We start from the raw sequence: 21,586 nt of genomic DNA on the forward strand, positions 1-21,586 counted from the left end.
TGTCGCAGGCAGGCAGGGTTAGGCAAGCAAGCAGCAGTAAGCGGCGCATCAGTCGAGGTTCGTCAGCGTGGCGGGGCAATAGTGAAACTCTACGAGGGGGGCGTAGGGTTTGCCTCCCCCTTCCTCACTCTGACTCTTTTTGTTCTCTTCGATAATTTTCTGCCAAGCCTCAAACGCCACTTTCGGATCATCCTGCACCCCCACTCCAGCCGTATGCAGGTCCCACAACCTCCTCCTCAACGCCTGAGTCTCACCGGCCCACTCATGGGCAATGTTCAATTCGCTGTCCACCTGCATGCTTCTGGTGTTGATGTTGGCGGAGCCATGGGTGGTAAACACGTCGTCGACGATCATCAACTTGGAATGGATGTACACCGGCATCCAGTTACCGGGAAGTGAGTCGGGCGCCACCAGCGAGCAGATATGCACTTTGAGGTTGGGGATGTCCTCGGGCTTGAGCACTTCCTGTTCGATGGCCTTGATCTGGCCTTCGAGCACGGCCCGCCGGAAGGCCGCTGCGCTTTCGGCGTCGCGCTGCTTTTGCAGGGCCTTTTCACTCATCTCGCTATTTGGCCCGGTCAGCAAATGGCTCACAAAGGTCATCGCCTGATCAGCGATCAATTCGCTCAGGTCCGGCTCTTGCGCAGCGGCCTGTGCCTTGGCTGACTCGATGCGTTGCAGTCGGGTGATCTCCGGCATGGTGTCGGCGCGCCCCAGACTGTCGAGCATACGTTGGGTGTTGACGGTGCCTTTGCCGATGCCGTCGTCGGTGACGTTGGTGATCACGAACAGGTGCAATGCGCCGTGCTTGCCGGGGTCGCGTCCGCCCTGGGTCTGGGCGAGGGCGGCCTTCTTGATCATTTCGGCCAGGGGCGGCCAGCGAAAGTACTGGTTTTCGATGTAGATGAAGCCCGTGGCGTTGTTCACCGCTTGCAGGTAGAGCGTCTCGATGTCGCGGCGGCCTTCCTGGGCCTGGGTGCGAAGGATCTGGGCGAAGTGCCGTTGCTGGTCGGGCGGGCATTGCAGGCGTTTGCCCAGGGCCATGGCGTCGCGAGTGGTCATCAGGTCTTCGCCCGTCGCGTCGAACCAGGCGGTGGCGAAGTTGTGGTGCAGGTGTTCCAGGATCGGCCCGGCCACCTGGCTGGAAATGTCCTGACGCGGCGTGTCACCGCGAGGCCCGGCATTGGGCGCGGGTTTACTGGATTTGTCGCGCTTAAGCGCCGAATGAGCGTCGGTGTCCCAATATTCGTCGAGGGTGTTGTGGCCCATGACGAAACCCACCGCGTGTTCGGGGGCTTCATAGTCCACCAGCACGGTTTTTTGGTGGTGGGTGGCGAACGCGCCAAGAGCCCCGAGTGTGCTGACACTAAGGTTCGGGTCGGAGCCGTGATACCGGGCCTGGTGAATGATCTCGGCGCGGTCGAACAGGCTAAAGCCGCGACTGGCGAAGGCAGGCCTTTCCAGGTCACGCCATAACGGCATAGGAATACCTGCGATAGAACACATCGCGAACCACTTGCGGTCATAGGCGTATTGATCATCGGTGGCGCTCTGCATCTTGCGATCGTCAATCGGCAACCCCCGCTTCCCCGGCAAGTTGGCCTCACCCGCCACCCCTGCGGCGTTGAAAGGCGCCTCCCAGCCCAATACGCGTACCTTTACGCCCTGTTTAGCCTTCTGCATGAGCAGTTCGCCGATGCACGCGTGGTGCCACGTCACCCCTTTTAAACCACCGACTTTGGGCACTTCGGTTGTGCAGGCCGGATGGGATGCCCCACGAATGAAATACATCGAAGGCTGAAATCCCCAGCAGATGATGTCCACCGAATGGGTCGCGTTTTCGATGGCCTCGTGCACGGCACCAAAGGTCTCCTCTCCATTGACCAGCGACTTATACGTGGCCAGGGCCGGTCCGTACTCGGACTCCTGCACGTACCAGGGCGCACACAGAGTCACGGTGTCGGTTTCTTGAAACGATACGGGCGCGACGATTTCGGGCTGCGTCATGGGGCCTCCTCTTCCTGATCGGCGGTGTTATTCAGCACGGCGGCATACTGCGTGCGGTGGTCGGTGTGTGAAGCCGGCTGATTGACCGGGGTGTCGGGCGCGGAACGGTGGTTGTGCAGGCCCTGATTGGCCAGCCTTCCCTGCTCGGGATGGCTGTAAGCGGTCACGGCGGGAATGCGGTAGCTGACGCCGTTGGCCATTTCCAGCCGGTATTCCTGCGTCGTCGGCTGATGATCAACCTCGACGTGCCCGCTGCCGTCCATGACGCCTTCGCTGATCAGTCCGCCATCGGCATAAAGCTTGTAGGGCATGTGAGTCCAGCTGCTGCCAAGGTTGGGCGTTGCGGCCAGCTTCAGGCGCAGGGGCTGGCGGGTCAGCTGTTTCGGGGAGTCGGGATGGTCGGCGGCCATGGTCGCGCCGCCCTTGATGAACTGAAAACTCGCGGCCTTGAGGAGATGGTCGCCCGCCGTCCCCGACTCGATGAGGCCCTGCTCCAGCGTCAGGTAGCTGCCTGCGGCGTTGAGCACGATCTTCTTCTTGGCGACGATGTGGATTTCGTCTTCGGTGCTGGTGATGCTCAGGCCTTGCCGGGCCAACAACTCCAGCGTGTCGTTCTGGGCCTGCACGGTGACCGGCCCTTGGTTGGCGATCAGCTTGATGCCCAACTGGCGCACGAACAGGCTCAAGCCTTTGCCGACCCCGATGAACATCCGCTTGACCACGCTGATGTCGGCTTCGCCGCCGGCGTTGAGCATGAGGTTGTCGTGGGCGGCCAGTTGCAGGTGCTTGCCGCTGGTGAGGGCAATCCCCTGGGGTGCGCTGAGCAACAGCACGGCGGATTTGAGCTGTTCGAGATTCTGCTCCAGCAAGTCCACTTGCGCCTGAACGCCAGCGGGCTCGGCCCTGCTCGCCTGGGCATCCTGGGACAGCCCTTGCAGTTGCTCCACCGCGTGCTGCAGGTGGGTAATCGCCGCAGCCATCTCCAGCTGCTGCCCTTGAGCGCCGGCCTGTTCATCGGCGCTGATGAACATCCCTTTGCCGCTGCGAATCGCCCCCCAGCCGTCGGTGCGCAGTTCGAAGCCTTCGCCGCGCTTGTCCTTGTTGGCATCCACCAGATGCCCCAGGTTCAGCTGGCTCTTGCCGCTGTGGTCGGTGCTGAGCTTGACGTGTTCCTTGCCGCGCTCATCTTCCATGCGCAGTTTGTTGTTGGCGGGGGTGCGCAGCACGTTGCGGGTGAAGTCCCGGTCCGCCAGTGTTACCGGGTCAGGATGCCGGTCGTCGTGCAAGGCATGGGCGATGTAGGGCCGGTCGGGGTCGCCGTGCTCGAAGGCCACGGCCACTTCGGTGCCGGCAATCAACGGCAGGTGCAGGCCGTGGGTGTCGCCGGCGTAGGCCCGGGCCAGACGCAGCCACGCGCTTTCTTCACCGGGCTCCCAGTGGTCACGGTCGAACAGAAAGTTGACCTTGTAGCGACCTTCCTTATCGATGTGGCTGTAAGGGTCGTTGGCGATGACGCTGGTCACCCGGGCGGCCACGGTGCCGGCGAGCTGCGGCTTGCGCGGCACCGGGGGACGGAAGCAAACGGTCTCGCTGAAGGGAATGGCCACGAAGGCGACTTCGAAACTGCGGTCCCGGGCGGCGCGCAGGCTCAGGCCCGTGATCACGGCGCCAGGCTCGAAGGCGTGGGGGGCGTCGCCGGTGACGTCGAGGATTTGCCCCAGCGCCAGGGTCGCACTGCTGCTGACACCGGTTAAACGCGTCTGGGCATTGAGATAACGTTCGTGGCGCAGCCGGGCATAGAAAAAGCCGCTTTCGCTTTCAAGGTCTTCGTCCTGATCCCGTGGGTCGCCCAGCACGGTATAGGGTTCGGCGTAGTGATAGGCCTCGCCGTAGGTGGTGGTGGCGCGACGGCTTTGATCGACCTCCCCGTCGAGCCACGCATCAGCATCGCGAGGGTCGTAGGCACGAAAGTGAATGCTCTTTTCCACCACGCAATGGTCGGATTGCAGCTGCCACACCGCGTCCTGATCATGGCTGTCCAGACCCGATGGCGAGCGACACGGCACCGGGGTTTGCGGCCATTGGTAGTGGCGCTGATCGTCGTGGAATTCGATCACGTCGATGTCGAGACGGGCGTCGTGGGCGAAACGAAACCAGATGCCCACCTCGGCCAGCAGCCGTGAGATGAACGCCAGATCGCTTTCGCCGAATTGCATCACTTGCTCGCGCCGGGGGTAGTCACGGACGAGCTTGAAGCGGAAATCATGGCCTTCCATGCCGTGGCGACTGCGCAGAATGCTGTCGACAATCTCCGGCACCGACATGTGTTGGTAGATACGGTACTGATGCCCGCGGGAGAGCAGCGCCAGCCGCGGTTCAAGGGTGACTTCGTAACGCGCCTCGTCTCTGGAGGCTGACAGGCACTTGAAACCGGTGACCACGCCACACAGGGTGCGCAGCGGGGGTACGGCGGGTAGCGGCAGACCGCCCATGGCGCTGGACAGCACGTGGGGCGCGGTGTGCAGCGTGAACCGCGCGGCTTTGCCGAGCATCTGACCGGCGCCGATATCCTGCCTCGACGAGGTGAATTCGATGACATAGATGAATGGCTGGCTGAGCTGCTCTTCGCCCGTGAACGTCAGCACGTCAAGGTCGGCATCCAGCTCATCGACGCGCAGGGTGTGACGGCTGTGGTCAAAGAAGGCCGGGAGTGAGTCCGTCATGTTCAGACGCCCCTCACGACAAGCTCGTCGACCATGTTGGCGAGCGTACGATTCAGGAACCACCACACGACGACCAGCGCCAGCCCCGCGATTGCCAGGTGCAGGAGTGGAGAACGTAGCCACCAGGGGAATCTGCGGACAGGCCCTCTGGCGTCTATCCAGGTCGGCCGCACCGGGAACAGTTGCGGCCCTGCCAGTGCGTCCAGCTGGTTTTTCAAGACCATGCGCTCTTCGTCATCCAGCGATCGATAATTGCCCAGAAATCCCAACATCATCACCCGCTGGAATAGGGTCACGACGTGCATGTCCGGCGCAGGCTCGCGCAGTACTTCCCGCATTTGCTCATGCAGGATTTCACCCGCTCGGTGATGCCCGCAGAACCTCGCCTGCAACGATTCGTTGATCCATATCTGTCGGACGCCTTCCCCGACGTTGGCCAGCACGGCTTCATCGAGCAGCGCGCATTGCGCATGGATGATCAAGTCGACACTGCGCCGGCACATGCCTGCTTCCTGCAATGCGCTGCGCGCGCCTTCGACCTGGGCAATGCACGTCTCGCGCAATATTTTGCTGTTGGTCATGGTGCAACCATAATTCAGTTCAACGGCCAGCAAATAGGTGTCCTGGAAGATAAGGTCTACATTGATCGGCGCAGTACCGGAGGGCTCATGACTGACTGGATTCATAGGTAACACCGAGAACAATTTCAGGATTGAATGATTAATCGATCACCCAGGCGATAACGTGATGCCGGCCCACATCAATAAAGTGCGCGCACTGGATAACGCATGTCGTTACTGCTGGCTTGCCATCCGCCTTGATAATCGATATTTAAGGGCGGGAACTCGACCGCGGAAATGTGCACAACGCGAACCCCGCGGCGTGTCCAAGGGGCCGACAGCCCTGGGCCGCAGCTACGTCGCCCAGAGTCCACCCGGCGTTGAGAAGCAAGGCTAATCACTGAAAAAATAAAATGCTACCCGACTTTTCATATCAAGAAACTTCTTACAAAGATCAGGAGCGATCCTACGGAAAGTTCTGACACGCTAAGCGAAATGAATACGAAGCCAGAATCTGAAGTGAGTTAAAGCCGGCACTGTGAACGCCAACACAACGGCAAGGTTTTATATTCATCGGCGAACAGCCCGAATACACATTCCGTTTAACGGAACGTTTGCCCACTGTTTAAATTTTAAATGCAGACCCTTTACCCGATTCAGCCGGGAACACCTGAGTATTTAAATCGTCAGGGCCGAAATATGAAGAGTGGAAACGGGAAATGGCGGTGTCAATGACTAGCGCCAAACCTCGCCCATTCGGCGGACGTCAGCCTGTAGGAGCGACCGGGGTAGCGCTTCACCTTGCCCGCGGAGACATCCGCAAACGACAAAGAAGCGTCGGATGTACTGACCCCTTCGCGGGCAAGCGCGCTCCTGCACCGATCTGCGGCACACGGTGCCCGTAGGAGCCGGCTTGCTGGCGAACCCGATTTCGCATAAATCGTTGCAGTGTCTGCACGAACGCATTCGCCAGCAAGCCGGCTCCTACGGATGGGCGGTATCCGCCAAGCCTATGCATCAGTCAAAACATTTCAGGAGCACGCAGGGCCGCGCTACTGATGATTCACCCAGAACAGCGCCGCCCCCACCACCAGCACAATAATGAAGAGAATGGCCCATGCATCCACATGGCTGCCGGTTTTGATTACTTTCGGGTGATTTCGCATTGCATCGCCTTTTGTCTGTTTTATGGGTGATCGCAAAACTCGCAGACCGTCGACAGGTGTCGGCGGCCATCACCAGAGTAAAGTTTAGCCATGCCCTTATCACAAGTGAGGTTAAGCTGGCCCGACGCGCTGCTTAGCACTTTTGGTTCTGTGCATATACTCAAACATCACTTTTGCGCATATCTGCAAACTGGTAACCTCCCCCGGCTCCGCAAGGAGTGCGCGGCCGTGCGCGCAGATTTGTTCGGTAGCCTGAAAGCAGACGACAACGCATCGCCTTTCCGGCTGGCCCAGCAGCAGTGAACCGCCTGAGAACAGGACCACCATGTACGTATACGACGAGTACGATCAGCGGATCGTCGAGGACCGCGTCAAGCAGTTCCGCGACCAGACCCGCCGCTATCTGGCCGGCGAGCTCAGCGAAGAAGAGTTCCGCCCGCTTCGCCTGCAAAACGGCCTCTACATCCAACGCTTCGCCCCGATGCTGCGCGTCGCTGTGCCCTACGGCCAGTTGACCTCGCGCCAGGCTCGCATGCTGGCGAAGATCGCCCGCGATTACGACAAGGGCTACGCGCACATCAGTACCCGCCAGAACGTGCAGTTCAACTGGCCGGCACTCGAAGACATTCCCGACATTCTCGCCGAGCTGGCCACCGTGCAGATGCACGCCATCCAGACCAGTGGCAACTGCCTGCGCAACGTCACCACGGACCAGTTCGCCGGCGTCGCTGCCGACGAACTGGTAGACCCGCGCCCCTGGTGTGAAATCGTCCGTCAGTGGACGACGTTCCACCCGGAATTCGCCTACCTGCCGCGCAAGTTCAAGATCGCGATCAACGGCTCGACGTCCGACCGCGCCGCCATCGAAGTCCACGACATCGGCCTGGAGCCGGTGAAGAACGCTGCCGGCGAGCTCGGCTTCCGCGTGCTGGTCGGCGGTGGCCTCGGCCGTACGCCGGTGGTGGGCGCGTTCATCAACGAGTTTCTGCCGTGGCAGGACCTGTTGAGCTACCTCGACGCCATCCTGCGTGTGTACAACCGCTACGGCCGTCGCGACAACAAGTACAAGGCGCGCATCAAGATTCTGGTCAAGGCGCTGACGCCTGAAGTGTTCGCCGAGAAGGTCGAAGCCGAGATGGCCCACCTGCGCGGCGGCCAGACGACCCTGACCGAGGCCGAAGTGCATCGCGTCGCCAAGCACTTCGTCGACCCGGACTACAAGGCGCTGCCCGATTACAGCGCCGAACTGGCTCAGCTGGATCAACAGCATCCGGGTTTCGCCCGCTGGCGCTCGCGCAATGTCCTGGCCCACAAAAAGCCGGGATACGCAGCGGTGACGCTGTCGCTGAAACCTACCGGCGTCGCGCCGGGGGATCTCACCGACAAGCAACTGGACGGCATCGCCGACCTCGCCGACACCTACAGCTTCGGTCAGCTGCGCACCTCCCACGAGCAGAACATTATTCTGGCCGACGTCGAGCAGAGCCAGCTGTTCACGATGTGGGGCGAGCTGCGCGAGCAGGGCTTCGCGACGCCGAACATTGGCCTGCTGACGGACATCATCTGCTGCCCGGGTGGTGACTTCTGCTCGCTGGCCAACGCCAAGTCGATCCCCATTGCCGAGTCGATCCAGCGTCGCTTCGACGACCTTGATTACCTGTTCGACATCGGCGAGCTGGACCTGAACATCTCTGGCTGCATGAACGCCTGCGGCCACCACCACGTTGGCCACATCGGCATTCTCGGCGTGGACAAGAAAGGCGAAGAGTTCTACCAGGTGTCCTTGGGCGGCAGCGCCAGCCGTGACGCCAGCCTTGGCAAGATCCTCGGCCCGTCATTCGCCCAGGACGTCATGCCGGATGTGATCGAGAAGTTGATCAACGTCTACGTTGAAAAACGTAACGAAGACGAACGCTTCATCGACACTTTCCAGCGTATTGGCATCGACCCTTTCAAGGAGCGCGTCTATGCAGCGAATCATTAAGAACAACGCGGTCATCGACGAGACCTGGCACCTGCTGCCCAAGGACACGACGTTCGACAGTCTGTCCAACTGCGACGACCTGATCGTGCCGCTGAACCTGTGGCGCGAGCATGCCCATGCGTTGAAGGCCCGTGACGGCGGTCTGGGTGTCTGGCTGGACAGCGACGAGGAAGCCGAGGAAATCGGTGACGACGCGGATCAGTTCCAGGTCATCGCCCTGAACTTCCCGGCGTTCACCGACGGCCGCAGCTACTCCAACGCGCGCCTGTTGCGTGACCGCTACGGTTACAAGGGCGAGCTGCGGGCGATTGGCGATGTATTGCGCGATCAGCTGTTCTACCTGCACCGCTGCGGGTTCGACGCGTTCGCGATTCGTGCCGACAAGGACCCGTATGAGGCGCTGGAAGGTCTGAGAGACTTCTCGGTAACCTATCAGGCGGCCACCGACGAGCCGCTGCCGCTGTTCCGGCGCCGTTGATCCGACACTGATCAACAGGCAACAAAAAGCCCCGGTTTCGTGAGAAGTCGGGGCTTTTTAATGGAGAGGGTGAACGGTTCATGTAGGAGCGTGGCTTGTCCCGCGATCTGCCGCGAAGCGGCAGTAGATCAGTTCAACGGTGTGTCAGTTTCGCAAAAAACTGCGGCCATTGCGGCTGCTGCGCAACCGATCGCGGGACAAGCCACGCTCCTACAGACTCATGCACATCAGCTCACCTACCAGAACCGCTGCTGCGTCAGCTTGCCCCACCACCCGGTCACCAAGTGGTCTACCGATGTGCTTGCGGCAATGCCAACGCGCTGCTGCAGGCTTTTGCGTTCGGCGTAGTGCAGATGGAACACCTCGGCGGTCTTGGCTTTCTCCGACAGGTATTCATCGCTGGTCTTCAGCTCATCCACCAGTTGCTTGTCCTTGGCCGCGATGCCCAGCCAGATTTCGCCGGTGGCGACTTCGTCGATATCCAACTGCGGGCGGTAGCTGGCGACGAAGTTCTTGAACAGCTCATGGGTGATGTCCAGATCTTCCTGGAATTTCTCGCGGCCCTTCTCGGTGTTTTCGCCAAACACCGTCAGCGTGCGCTTGTACTCGCCGGCGGTCAGCACTTCGAAATCAATGTCATGCTTTTTCAGCAGGCGATTGACGTTGGGCAGTTGGGCCACCACGCCGATCGATCCCAGGATCGCGAACGGCGCGCTGATGATCCGGGTGCCGATGCACGCCATCATGTAGCCGCCGCTGGCCGCGACCTTGTCGATGCAGATGGTCAGCGGAATGCCCGCCTGACGAATCCGCGCCAGTTGCGACGAGGCCAGTCCGTAGCTGTGCACCATGCCGCCGCCGCTTTCGAGGCGCAGCACCACTTCATCCTTGGGCGTGGCGAGGCTCAGCAGCGCGGTGATCTCGTTGCGCATGTTCTCGGTGGCCGAGGCCTTGATGTCGCCGTCGAAATCCAGCACGTAAACCCGCGACTTGACCTCGGTGGACTTCTTGTCCTTCTTCAGCTCCTTGGCCTGGGCCTTGCGCAGCGCCTTGAGCCGGGCCTTGTCCAGCAGCGAACCTTCAAGGCGATCACGCAGCCCTTTGTAGAAGTCATTGAGCTTGGTGACGTGCAGCTGGCCGCCTGCGCCACGGCGGCCACGACCGCGCATCGAACCGATGACCACCAGCACCACAATGATCGCGATCACGATGGTGACAGTCTTTGCCAGGAAGCTGGCGTAATCGAAAATGAACTCCACAGAAACTCCTTACCGGTACAGCAGACCCTCGGCAGAGGATCGCGAATGGGGCCAAGCATACCGGCGCGCCGGTGACCGGGCCAGCGACGAGACGGTGAATACGGGACAGATCGGCCAATTCAAACGAGCGTATGTTTTTTCATTGACAGACCGCGGGCCGTCCTCATAACCTCCCAGCACTTTCAACGTGCCAGGGTGAAGCGGTCGTGGGCAGCATCTATCTCATACGACATGGCCAGGCCTCGTTTGGTGCAGACGATTACGACGTCCTGTCGCCCACCGGTTTTCGTCAGTCGGAAATCCTCGGCGCCCACCTCGCGCAGCTGGGTCTGAGCTTCGACCGCTGCATCAGTGGCGCGCTGTTCCGCCAGCGCCACACGGCCGAGACGGTGATCGCGCAGCTCAATGCCGCCGGCCTCGCCACACCCGAACTCGAAACCGACATCGCCTTCAACGAATTCAACGCCGAAGGCGTGATCCGCGCGCTGCTCCCGGCGATGCTTGATGACGAGCCTCACGCCTTCGAGATCATGCGCGACGCCGCCAACAACCGCGCCGAGTTCCAGCGCCTGTTTGCCGCGATCATTCGCCGCTGGCTGGTGGGCGATCATGACGCTGCGGCGCTGCAGAGCTGGCAGGCCTTCGTCGAGCAGGTCGAAGCCGGCCTCAGCGGCATTCTCGACAGCGCCGGGCCAAGCGATCGCATCGCCGTGTTCACCTCCGGCGGTACCATCACCGCCCTGCTCCACCTGATCACGCAAATGCCGGCCACCCAGGCCTTTGAACTCAACTGGCACATCGTCAACACCTCGCTCAATCACCTCAAGTTCCGTGAGCGCGAGGTGTCCCTGGCTTCCTTCAACAGTTACGCGCACCTGCAACTGATGAAGGCGCCGGAGCTCATCACCTACCGCTGAGCCCGGCCAATCGCACCCGCAAAGTGCTCGTCATCACTCATATAAAAGGATCACACCATGAGCTCCGTAGAAAACGCCGTCCAAGCCATGAAAGCCAAGTTCAACCCGTCCGCCGCTGCGGGCCTGGACCTGGTGTTCGGTTTCCGCATCGACGAAACCAAGAACTTCTCCCTGATCGTCAAGGACAGCACCTGCGAACTGCAGGAAGGCGTCAACCCGGACGCGCAAGTCACCCTGGTGATGGACGGCGAAACCCTGGAAGGCATCGTCAGCGGCGAAACCGACGGCATGCAGGCGTTCATGGGCGGCAAACTGCGCGCTGAAGGCGACATGATGCTGGCGATGAAACTGAGCGAGTTGTTTCCTTCCTGAGGACAGGCGTGCAGGTATTTGCTCGGGCTGCGAGGTTTGTCGGTGGCAGTTTGTGTTGCTGATGGACCGCAATCGCGGGCAAGCGCGCTCCTACAAGGGACTGTTCCATCCCGAAAAACCGAAGCTGCCCGGCTTCGGTTTTTTTTCGTCCGGGCGATGTGAGGACAGCGGCCGCAGCCGTGAATCAGGGATGCTGATTGCCCCGTAACACCCACGCCAATAGCCCTTGTTCGCAGGCGGCGGGGCGCATTAGATTAGCCAATGATCCTGGCCAACCAAAATAATCTGCAGGGATAAGCATGGCGCTCACCGACCAGTCCACCCAGGTTCGATCCGGCGAAGAACTCGACGCCGGGTTGATCGCCCCCTACCTGAAAGCCCATATCCCCGGCCTGAGCGGCAGCGCGCAGATCAGTCAGTTTCCCGGTGGCGCGTCAAACCTGACCTACCTGCTGAAGTACCCCGAGCAGGAATTCGTTCTGCGCCGTCCACCTTTTGGCCACAAGGCGAAAAGCGCCCACGACATGGGCCGCGAATTCCGCATCCTCAATCAGTTGCGCGACGCCTTCCCTTATTGCCCCAAGGCGTACCTGCATTGCACCGACGAGACGGTGATCGGCGCCGAGTTCTACGTAATGGAGCGGGTCAAGGGCATCATCCTGCGTTCGGAGCTGCCCGCCGAGCTGAACCTCGATGCCGCGCAGACCGAGACCCTGTGCAAGAGCTTCATTGATCGGCTGGTCGAGCTGCATCAGGTGGATTACACCGCCTGTGGGCTCGGCGATCTGGGCAAGCCCCAGGGTTACGTTGAGCGGCAGATTCGCGGCTGGACCGAGCGTTACGAGAAAGCGCGCACTGCCGATGCGCCGAGCTGGGAAAAGGTCGCCCTCTGGCTGGACGAGAAAAAGCCGGCCGACCACCCGGTTTCAAGCCTGGTGCACAACGACTATCGCTTCGACAACGTCATCCTCGACCCCGACAACCCGATGCAGATCATCGGCGTGCTGGACTGGGAGCTGACCACGCTGGGGGATCCGCTGATGGACCTGGGCAACAGCCTGGCGTACTGGATTCAGGCGGACGACCCGGCGCCGGTGCAACTGATGCGTCGCCAGCCCAGCCATGCCCCGGGCATGCTCACCCGCGAGCAGTTCGTGGCGTACTACGCCGAGCGTTCGGGCATTGCCATCGACAATTTCGACTTTTACTACACCTACGGTCTGTTCCGTCTGGCGGGCATCGTCCAGCAGATCTACTACCGCTTCTTCCACGGCCAGACACAGGACAAGCGCTTCGCGCAGTTCATTCACATGAACGCCCTGCTCGAGCGCATGGCCCTGCAAGTGATTGAGCGTTCCAGCCTCTGATTGCGACACGACAAGGAAAACAACAATGTCCAAGACTCAACTGTTCGACCTCGATGGCAAGATCGCTTTCGTTTCGGGCGCCAGCCGTGGCATCGGTGAAGCCATCGCAAAACTGCTGGCCCAGCAAGGCGCCCATGTCATCGTCTCGAGCCGCAGGATCGACGGCTGCCAGCAGGTGGCGGACGCGATCATTGCCGACGGCGGCCAAGCCACCGCTATTGCCTGCCACATCGGTGAAATGGAACAGATCACGGCGGTGTTCGCGCAGATCCGCGAGCAGTTCGGTCGGCTGGACATTCTGGTGAACAACGCGGCGACCAACCCGCAGTTCTGCAACGTGCTGGACACCGACCTCGGCGCGTTCCAGAAGACCGTCGACGTGAACATCCGCGGCTACTTCTTCATGTCCGTGGAGGCCGGCAAGCTGATGCGCGAACACGGCGGTGGCAGCATCATCAACGTAGCGTCGATCAACGGCGTCTCGCCGGGCGTGTACCAGGGCATCTATTCGGTGACCAAGGCGGCGGTGATCAACATGACCAAGGTCTTCGCCAAGGAATGCGCGCAGTTCGGCATCCGCTGCAACGCCCTGCTCCCCGGCCTGACCGACACCAAGTTCGCCTCGGCGCTGGTGAGCAACGAGAAGATCCTCAACACCGCCCTGGCGCAGATTCCCCTCAAGCGGGTGGCGGCGCCGAGCGAAATGGCCGGGACGGTGCTGTACCTGGCCAGCGATGCGTCCAGCTACACGACGGGCGTGGCGTTGAACGTGGACGGCGGGTTCCTGTCCTGAGCCACTGAGCGATCATCTGTAGGAGCGCGCTTGCCCGCGAATTCGATGTATCTGGTGTTCATTCACTCCCTGACACACTGCAATCGGGGTCAAGCGCGCCCCCATAGCATCTGCCCATGAGGTGAAACTGAGGTGTTCCTGATGGAATAAAGATTCCATCGGGCACCCCCAACCGCCTACATTTTCCGCACAACAACAGGTCTTAAAGGACACGCTGTCATGCGCGGAAATTCTCTTCCAGAACTGGGCGTCGGCCTGATCGGCACAGGCTTCATGGGCCGGGCTCATGCCCTGGCGTTCCACAACGCACGCACCACGTTTGATCTTCCGTTCAACCTCACGCTTGTCGCGATGGCCGATGCAGATGCTGCGCGCGCGGAACAGTGCGCAGCCAGTTGGGGGTTCGAGCGCAGTCATGGCGACTGGCAACAGCTGATCAGCGATCCGGCGGTCAATCTGGTGGCGATCACCACGCCGAACCTGCTGCATTTCCCCATGGCCATGGCCGCCCTTGAAGCGGGCAAGGCGGTGTATTGCGAGAAGCCACTGGCGGTGAGTCTGGCACAGGCGAGGGAGATGCAGGCCGCAGCGCGCAAGGCCGAGGTGGTCACAAGGGTGGGCTACAACTATCAGCACAATCCGATCATCGGATTGGCGAAGCAGATGATTGAAAGCGGCGAGCTGGGGCGGATCGTCAGTTTCCAGGGGGAGTTCAGCGAGGACTTCATGGGCGACGGGTTGTCGCCGTGGTCCTGGCGCTGTGAAGAGGCCCATGCCGGCGGCGCCCTGGCGGACCTCGGCAGTCATTTGCTGGCGATGGCGCGGTACCTGCTCGGCGATGTCGAGGCGGTGTGCGCGGACTCGCAAACGGTGCACCCACAGCGACCGGTCGCGCGCGGCAGCGAAGAGCGACGGGCGATCAGCATCGATGACCAGACCTACGCGCTGCTGCGCTTCGCCAACGGCGCGCGGGGTACGTTCGGCAGCAGTTGGCTCAAGCACGGCTACAAGAATCACCTGAGCTTCGAAATCGGTGGCACCGAAGGCACGTTGTCGTTTGATCAGGAACGTTTGAACGAGCTGCGGCTGTACCGCGCGGGCGCGCCGGGACGCGACGGGTTCCAGCGGATTCTGGCGGGGCCCGCGCAACCCGGGTATGCCTCTTTCTGCCCGGCGCCGGGGCATCAGCTGGGGTACAACGAGCTGAAGACGCTGGAAGTGTATGAACTGATTCAGGCGCTGGGTGGGCAGGGTTCGAACGGGACGGATTTTGCCGAAGCGATGGAAGTCGAGCGCCTGGCTACCGCGATTCGGATTGCGGCGAAGGAAATGCGTTGGGTGAGTGTTTCGGATATTTGAGTCGGGTATGAGCCCGAAAATGGAGGATGTTCATGCCGGTCCCTTCCCGGCTGAAGCCGGTCCTACTGACTGACCGCGTGTGCGGTTGGTGGGACTGGCTTTAGCCGGGAAGGCGTCGGGCGCCACACCGCGAAATTCAGGGTGTTCGTGCCGGCCTCTTCCCGGCTGAAGCCGGTCCTACTCCACCGCGCGCCTTGCAGGTAGAATGCTGCGCTTCCGGGCAGCCCTTCTGCCCATCTGCCCGATAAGCGCCTTCCCATGCCGTTCGAACTCACCGTTGAACCCACCACCCTGCTGGTGCTCGCCGTCGTTGCCTTTGTCGCCGGTTTCATCGATGCGATTGCCGGCGGCGGCGGTCTGTTGACCACGCCTGCCCTGCTCACCGCGGGCCTGCCGCCGCACCTGGTGCTGGGCACCAACAAGCTCAGCTCGACCTTCGGTTCGGCCACCGCCAGCTACACCTTTTACCGCCGCAAGCTGTTTCACCCCGCTCAGTGGAAACGCGGCCTGATCGGGACGGCGGTGGGTGCGCTGATCGGCGCCGTGGTCGCGCATTATCTGCCGGCTGAACTGCTGAACCAGATGCTCCCGGTGATCGTGTTCGGCTGCGGGCTGTACCTGCTGTTCGGCGGCACGCCCAAGGCGCCGCTGGACAGCAACGCGCCGATCAAGACCAAATGGCAGCTGCCCCAGGGCCTCGGGCTGGGCTTTTACGACGGCGTGGCCGGTCCCGGCACCGGGGCGTTCTGGACGGTCAGCACGCTGTTGATGTACCCAGTCGATCTGGTGAAGGCCAGCGGCGTCGCCCGCAGCATGAACTTCGTCAGCAACGCCGCCGCATTGATGATCTTCGCCATCAACGGCTCGGTGGACTGGGTCATCGGGTTGACGATGGGTGTGGCGGTGATGGCCGGCGCCTTTATGGGCGCTAAAACAGCGATCAAGGGCGGCGCCAAGTTCATCCGCCCTGTGTTCATCACCGTGGTGTTGGGCTTAACCGTCCGCCTGGCCTGGCAGCACTGGTTCAACTGAGCCTGAGCGCCGGGCCAGATACAGATCGATCAGGTAGCGCGCAATCGAGCGACTGGCCGGCAACGGCGGCAGGTCATGGATGCTGAACCACTGAGCGTCTTCGATTTCGTCTGCCTGGGGCACGATGTCGCCACTGTCGTATTCAGCGTGAAAGCCCAGCATCATCGAGTGCGGAAACGGCCAGCACTGGCTGCCCATGTACTGGATGTTCTTGACCGTCACCTGTACCTCTTCCATCACCTCCCGCCGGACACAGTCCTCGGCCGACTCACCCGGCTCGGCGAACCCGGCCAGCGTGCTGTAGACCCCGGTCACAAAACGCGGCGAGCGCGCAAGCAGCACCTCATCGCCTCGGGTGATCAGCACGATCATGCTCGGCGAGATCCGCGGATAGGCGCGCAGATCGCAGTGCGGACAATACATCGCCCGCTCCCCCGGCACTTGCTGCGCCGGCTGACCGCAACTGCCACAAAAACCGTGTTCGCGGGCCCATGTGCTGATCTGCGCCGCGTAGCCGAGCATCTGGAACACATCGGCGTCATCGGCGAGCATGAACTGGCGCAGGGTCTGCCATTGCGCACCCTCTAAATCCAACGCCGACTCCGGCGAATGTCGAAGTGTCTGCACGTACACCGGCTCGCCATCGAAGTGGCCAATGCCGTGCTCATGCATCAACGACAGCTCCTGCCGCTTCAGCCATTCACGCGGGAACAGCACGCCGTTGCTGTCTTTCAGAAAGCCCTGGTCACTCTGAACCACAGCCCAACCGCCGGGCCCCTGAACATCAAGCACGGCGGTGGTCCAACGCTTCGGGCGCGTCATGCCTCAACTCCTCTGATCACCGACCTTCCCTTCTGCAGCTCCAGAGAGGCTCAAAAGCGGCAGGTGGCGACGCATTCAATTAGGTCAGTCAATTGTCGAAAACCGGCTTCTGTTTGCTCATGTGAGCCATCATCGCCAGCTTCAGGTCGGCCGATTGCAACATGGCAGCGTTCCAGGTGGCAACGTATTCGAGGCCGTCGTCCACGCTGTGATCGCGCATGTAGCTAATCATGCGCTTGCTGCCGCTGATGGCGATGGGGGATTTGCCCGCGATGTCCCGGGCGATGGCGAACACGCCTTCGAGCAACTGCGGCAGGTCGGCAAACGTGCGATTGACCAGGCCGATGCGCAGCGCTTCTTCGGCGCCGACGTTGCGGCCGGTGTAGGCCATTTCGCGCATCATGCCGTCGCCGATCAATCGCGGCAGGCGCTGCAAAGTGCCGACATCCGCCGCCATGCCCATGTCGATTTCGCGAATGGAAAACAGTGCATCGTCCGCCGCGTAGCGCATGTCGCAGGCGCTGATCAGGTCGATGGCGCCGCCGATGCAATAGCCCTGAACAGCGGCGAGCACGGGTTTACTGCAACGGTCGACCACGCTGAAGGATTCCTGCATGTGCAGTATCTTGCGCCTCAAGAGGCGGGCGTTGCGGCCCACGTCCTTGCCCAGCTCGCTGGCCACCGACGCGAGCAGGGTCAGGTCGATGCCGGAAGAGAAGTGTTTGCCTGCGCCACTGAGCACCACCACGCGCACGTCGTCAGTGTCCTCGACCCAGCGGAAAATCTCGATGATTTCCTGCCAGAACGCAGCGTTCATGGCGTTGATTTTTTCCGGGCGATTGATCTGCACGTGGGCAATGTGGTCGGCCATCTCGACCTTGAACGCACTGTAGTCAGACACGGCTTTAGATCCTTGTAGAGGCCAGACGAGGTTTATTTCTTGACCGCGGATCATAGCAAGTCAGTATGGGCGCCCGCAGGCCACGGTTGCGCCATTTGCCGGACAGTGAACCCGCCGGGGCCGCCACATTTGCCATCGGTCGGCCAGCAATAAACTGAACGGTCTCAGCCGGTAACGGTCCAGAGTGATGGCTGCATGGGATCGGACACTCCCGACCATGACTGCCTGGGCAGTCGAACCCGTTTCGGCGCCCGACCCTTTCTCAGGTCGCAAGAGGGCGATTCTTGACTACATCAAAAGCGGCAACCGGTATCGTGGGCCTGGACGACATCCTTGCGGGTGGCCTTTCGCGCAGTCACGTGTTTCTCCTCGAAGGAGAGCCCGGCACCGGCAAAACCACCGTCGCGCTGCAGTTTCTGCTGGCAGGCGCAGCGGCGGGCGAACGTGGTCTGTATATCACGCTGTCTGAAACCGAACGCGAATTGCGCGACGGCGCACGCTCCCACGGCTGGGAGCTGGACGAGAACATCTCGGTGTTCGAACTGACACCCCCTGAAGATTTGTTGAACGCTGCCCATCAGCAGAGTTTGCTGTACTCCTCGGACCTTGAACTGGGCGAGGCGACCAAGCAGATTTTCGAAATCGTCGAGCAGGTCAAACCTTCGCGGGTGATCATCGACAGCCTCTCGGAAATCCGCCTGCTGGCGCAGAGTTCGTTGCGCTATCGCCGGCAGATCCTGGCGATCAAGCACTATTTCGCGCGCTACGACACGACGGTGGTATTGCTTGACGACCTCACCACCGAATCCCTGGATAAAACCGTGCACAGCGTTGCCCACGGCGTGATCCGTCTCGAGGGTCTGACACCCGCCTACGGCACTGATCGCCGACGCCTGCGCGTGGTGAAGTACCGCGGCCAGAAGTACCGCGGTGGTTATCACGACTTCAACATCATGGACGATGGCATTCAGGTGTTCCCGCGCCTGGTCGCGGCCGAGCATCGTGCCGGGTATGTCAGCCGACAGCTGAGCAGCGGCATGAAGCAAGTCGATGCCCTGCTGGGTGGCGGACTGGACAGCGGATCCAGCACTGTGATTCTGGGTCCTGCGGGCACCGGCAAATCGTTGATCGCGCTCAAGTTCGCTGCGGCCGCGGTGCAGCGTGGTGAAAAGGCGGCGCTGTTTATCTTCGATGAAGAGCTCGGCCTGCTGTACACGCGGATGAGCAAGCTGGGCATTGATCTTCGAGCACTTGAAGCGACCGGCAATCTGCTCATCGAGCAAGTCGACGCGACTGAATTGTCGCCGGGTGAATTTGCCCACCGCGTTCGCCGCTGTGTCGACGAACTGGGCATCCAGACCGTGGTGATCGACAGCCTCAACGGCTATCAGGCCGCGATGCCCGAAGAGAACGCGCTGGTGCTGCATGTGCACGAACTGTTGCTGTACCTCAATCGTCATGGCGCCTCGACGTTCATGACCGTCGCCCAGCACGGTCTGGTCGGCGACATGCAGACCCCGGTGGACATCACCTACCTCGCCGACTCAGTGATCCTGCTGCGTTACTTCGAGGCAATGGGTCAGGTCCGTCGGGCCATTTCTGTCATCAAAAAACGCACAGGCACCCATGAATCAACCATTCGTGAATACCGCATCAGTTCGTCCGGCATGACCATCGGCGAACCGCTGGAAGCCTTTCAGGGCGTATTGCGTGGCATCCCTCAATATCACGGTGAGAAAAACCCCCTGTTGCGGGACACCGACGCGTGAGCACTCCGGGACAGTTATCGGAACGGGCCATTATCCTGGCCCCTGTTGGACGTGACAGCCAGATTGCGCTGACCATGCTGCAGGAAGCGGGCTACCCGGCGATCATCACCCACGACCTGGCGCAGCTCTGCAGTGAGCTGATGTCCGGTGCCGGCCTGGCGATCATCGCCGATGAGGCCTTGCGCAGCGCGGACATCAATCCGCTGCTCAGCCTGCTGGCCAATCAAGCGGCCTGGTCGGACTTCCCCATCGTGTTGCTGACCCACCACGGCGGCCCGAAACAGAACCCCTCGGCGCACCTTGGCAAGATGCTCGGCAACGTCACGTTTCTGGAGCGGCCGTTTCACCCTGCCACGCTCATTAGTCTGGTGAGCACCGCCGTGCGCGGGCGTAGAAGGCAATACGAGGCCCGCACCCGGCTGGAAGAACTGCTGGAAAGCGAACAGCGCCTGCAGCACGCGCTCAAGGCGGGACGGCTGGGCTCCTGGCAGCTGGACACCGAATTTCTGGCGCTGGAATGCTCGGCCATCACCAAGGCGCACTTTGGTCGGGACGAGCGCGACCCACTCTCCTATCACGAGTGGCTGAGCGCCGTGCACCCGGAAGATCAGCCGCGCATGCAGTCCGTGCTACAGCACACGGTGGACAGCGGCGACGACTTCATCATCGAGTTTCGCAACGTCTGGCCGGACGGCTCGGTGCACTGGGTGGATATCAGGGCCCGGGCGATCCGGGCGCGCAATGGCCGCGTCAGCCTGCTGTCCGGCGTGACCTCGGACATCACCGAGCGCAAGCTGGCCGAACAGCAGCTGCGCCGGCTCAACGAAACCCTGGAGCAGCAGGTCGAGGAACGCACCTCCCAGCTGCGCCACAACGAAGAAGTCCTGCGGCAGTCGCAGAAGATGGAAGCGGTGGGCCAGCTCACCGGCGGTATCGCCCACGACTTCAACAACATGCTGACCGGTATCATCGGCAGCCTTGAACTGCTAAGGCGCCGTCTGGCGCGGGGTCGCACCGATGACCTTGATGGCCTGATCGACCTGGGCGTCACCTCGGCCAACCGCGCCGCCGCCCTGACCCACCGCTTGCTGGCGTTCTCGCGCCGCCAGTCGCTGGACCCCAAGCCGGTCCTGATGAACGACCTGGTCAACTCCATGGGCGAACTGCTGAACCGCAGCGTCAACGAGAGCATCCGTCTCGACATGTGCCTGGACCCGGAACTCTGGACCGCCGAGGCCGACCCCAACCAGCTTGAAAGCGCCCTGCTCAACCTGGTGCTCAACGCCCGCGACGCCATGCCCGACGGCGGCATGCTGATGATCGAAACCTTCAACCGCCGCCTCGACCGCGACTTCACCAACGCCTACGAAAATCTCCTGCCGGGTGATTACGTGGTGCTCAGCGTGCGCGATACGGGCTGCGGGATGCCGGAAAACGTCATCAGCCGGGCGTTCGATCCATTCTTCACCACCAAACCGATTGGCCAGGGCACCGGCCTTGGCCTGTCGATGATCTACGGCTTTACCAAGCAATCCCACGGTCATGTCGAGATCGAGAGCCAGGTGGGCGACGGCACCACGGTGCAGCTGTTCCTGCCGCGTTACCACGGGGCGGCGCAGCAAGATGATCCCGCCCTCCCCAACGACACGGCGCAGGCCCGTGAAGGCGAAACCATTCTGCTGGTCGAGGACGATCCGGCCGTGCGCGCGCTGGTCAGCCAGGTGTTGAGCGAGCTGGGGTATGCCTACGTGGAAGCAGGCGATGCGGTCGGGGCGATTCCGATTCTGGAATCGAGCCAGCGCATTGACCTGATGATCAGTGACGTCGGCCTGCCGGGCATGAATGGGCGTCAGCTGGCTGACATTGGTCGGCAGCTGCGCTCGGATCTGAAAGTGCTGTTCATCACCGGCTACGCGGAAAACGCCAGCGCCCGCTCGGGGTTCCTTGAAGAAGGCATGCAGATGATCACCAAGCCGTTTGCCTTTGACCAATTGACGGCCAAGGTGCGGGAGATGATCGAGGGCTGACGCAAGACAGCGGCTCACACAAAAGCCGGCGATTGCCGGCTTTGTTGTTT

Annotated in this window: 16 protein-coding genes; 10 read left to right on the forward strand and 6 right to left on the reverse strand. The window is 61.5% G+C overall.

Going from position 1 to position 21,586, the window contains the following annotated elements; genetic code table 11:
* Positions 1-48 precede the first annotated feature (48 nt).
* From ACQKEN_RS09220 to tssL, 3 genes are read right to left on the reverse strand one after another with little or no spacing between them, the layout of a single operon-like run.
* Entirely contained in the window at positions 49-2,007 is a 1,959-nt protein-coding gene (locus tag ACQKEN_RS09220) for a phospholipase D-like domain-containing protein (RefSeq protein WP_427685199.1), read from the reverse strand.
* On the reverse strand, positions 2,004-4,730 hold the full coding sequence (locus ACQKEN_RS09225; protein ID WP_427685200.1) for a type VI secretion system Vgr family protein: 2,727 nt from the start codon (positions 4,728-4,730) through the stop codon (positions 2,004-2,006). The genes ACQKEN_RS09220 and ACQKEN_RS09225 overlap by 4 nt, the downstream gene beginning before the upstream one ends.
* 2 nt (positions 4,731-4,732) lie before the next feature.
* Positions 4,733-5,416: a type VI secretion system protein TssL, short form gene (tssL, locus tag ACQKEN_RS09230; RefSeq protein ID WP_427685201.1), complete on the reverse strand. Its 684-nt coding sequence runs from the start codon at positions 5,414-5,416 to the stop codon at positions 4,733-4,735.
* A gap of 1,365 nt (positions 5,417-6,781) precedes the next feature.
* Here tssL and ACQKEN_RS09235 point away from each other — a divergent pair.
* Together ACQKEN_RS09235 and ACQKEN_RS09240 are read left to right on the forward strand one after the other, a co-directional pair.
* On the forward strand, positions 6,782-8,440 hold the full coding sequence (locus ACQKEN_RS09235; RefSeq protein WP_427685202.1) for a nitrite/sulfite reductase: 1,659 nt from the start codon (positions 6,782-6,784) through the stop codon (positions 8,438-8,440).
* Positions 8,424-8,918, forward strand: a complete 495-nt coding sequence (locus ACQKEN_RS09240; RefSeq protein ID WP_074887803.1) for a DUF934 domain-containing protein — start codon at positions 8,424-8,426, stop codon at positions 8,916-8,918. Before ACQKEN_RS09235 ends, ACQKEN_RS09240 begins: the two co-directional genes overlap by 17 nt.
* Positions 8,919-9,154: 236 nt before the next feature.
* On the opposite strand, the gene sohB is transcribed toward ACQKEN_RS09240, so the two are convergent.
* A complete protein-coding gene (gene sohB, locus ACQKEN_RS09245; RefSeq protein WP_427685203.1) occupies positions 9,155-10,177 on the reverse strand; it encodes a protease SohB in 1,023 nt (340 codons plus the stop codon).
* A gap of 206 nt (positions 10,178-10,383) precedes the next feature.
* Between sohB and ACQKEN_RS09250 the strand changes: the two genes are divergently transcribed.
* The 6 genes from ACQKEN_RS09250 (at position 10,384) to ACQKEN_RS09275 (ending at position 16,017) form a co-directional block, all read left to right on the forward strand.
* Positions 10,384-11,094, forward strand: a complete 711-nt coding sequence (locus tag ACQKEN_RS09250; RefSeq protein ID WP_427685204.1) for a histidine phosphatase family protein — start codon at positions 10,384-10,386, stop codon at positions 11,092-11,094.
* A gap of 57 nt (positions 11,095-11,151) precedes the next feature.
* Positions 11,152-11,466 carry an SCP2 sterol-binding domain-containing protein gene (locus tag ACQKEN_RS09255; protein ID WP_427685205.1) on the forward strand — a complete coding sequence of 105 codons (315 nt, stop codon included), beginning with the start codon at positions 11,152-11,154 and terminating at the stop codon, positions 11,464-11,466.
* A 299-nt stretch (positions 11,467-11,765) separates the two neighbouring features.
* A complete protein-coding gene (locus ACQKEN_RS09260) occupies positions 11,766-12,833 on the forward strand; it encodes a phosphotransferase family protein (RefSeq protein WP_427685206.1) in 1,068 nt (355 codons plus the stop codon).
* A 25-nt stretch (positions 12,834-12,858) separates the two neighbouring features.
* Positions 12,859-13,626 carry an SDR family oxidoreductase gene (locus tag ACQKEN_RS09265; protein ID WP_122538346.1) on the forward strand — a complete coding sequence of 256 codons (768 nt, stop codon included), beginning with the start codon at positions 12,859-12,861 and terminating at the stop codon, positions 13,624-13,626.
* Between the two features lie 219 nt (positions 13,627-13,845).
* Entirely contained in the window at positions 13,846-14,985 is a 1,140-nt protein-coding gene (locus tag ACQKEN_RS09270) for a Gfo/Idh/MocA family protein (RefSeq protein WP_427685207.1), read from the forward strand.
* A gap of 258 nt (positions 14,986-15,243) precedes the next feature.
* Positions 15,244-16,017 (forward strand): TSUP family transporter, encoded by a 774-nt coding sequence (locus ACQKEN_RS09275; protein WP_427685208.1) that lies wholly within the window; start codon positions 15,244-15,246, stop codon positions 16,015-16,017.
* Here the strand turns inward: ACQKEN_RS09275 and nudC are convergent.
* Complete coding sequence (gene nudC, locus ACQKEN_RS09280) at positions 15,979-16,839, reverse strand: NAD(+) diphosphatase (protein WP_427685209.1); 861 nt, start codon at positions 16,837-16,839, stop codon at positions 15,979-15,981. The genes ACQKEN_RS09275 and nudC overlap by 39 nt on opposite strands.
* An 88-nt stretch (positions 16,840-16,927) precedes the next feature.
* Entirely contained in the window at positions 16,928-17,740 is an 813-nt protein-coding gene (locus ACQKEN_RS09285) for a crotonase/enoyl-CoA hydratase family protein (RefSeq protein WP_427685210.1), read from the reverse strand.
* A gap of 284 nt (positions 17,741-18,024) precedes the next feature.
* Here ACQKEN_RS09285 and ACQKEN_RS09290 point away from each other — a divergent pair, with 284 nt between their 5' ends.
* Both ACQKEN_RS09290 and ACQKEN_RS09295 read left to right on the forward strand, forming a co-directional pair.
* The gene (locus tag ACQKEN_RS09290; protein WP_427685211.1) at positions 18,025-19,509 is read left to right on the forward strand and encodes an ATPase domain-containing protein; all 1,485 of its coding nucleotides are present in this window, start codon (positions 18,025-18,027) and stop codon (positions 19,507-19,509) included.
* Positions 19,506-21,536 carry a response regulator gene (locus tag ACQKEN_RS09295; protein WP_427685212.1) on the forward strand — a complete coding sequence of 677 codons (2,031 nt, stop codon included), beginning with the start codon at positions 19,506-19,508 and terminating at the stop codon, positions 21,534-21,536. Before ACQKEN_RS09290 ends, ACQKEN_RS09295 begins: the two co-directional genes overlap by 4 nt.
* Positions 21,537-21,586: the final 50 nt, after the last annotated feature.

The sequence above is a fragment of the Pseudomonas sp. NPDC078416 genome, from assembly GCF_050268485.1.
Lineage (GTDB): Bacteria > Pseudomonadota > Gammaproteobacteria > Pseudomonadales > Pseudomonadaceae > Aquipseudomonas.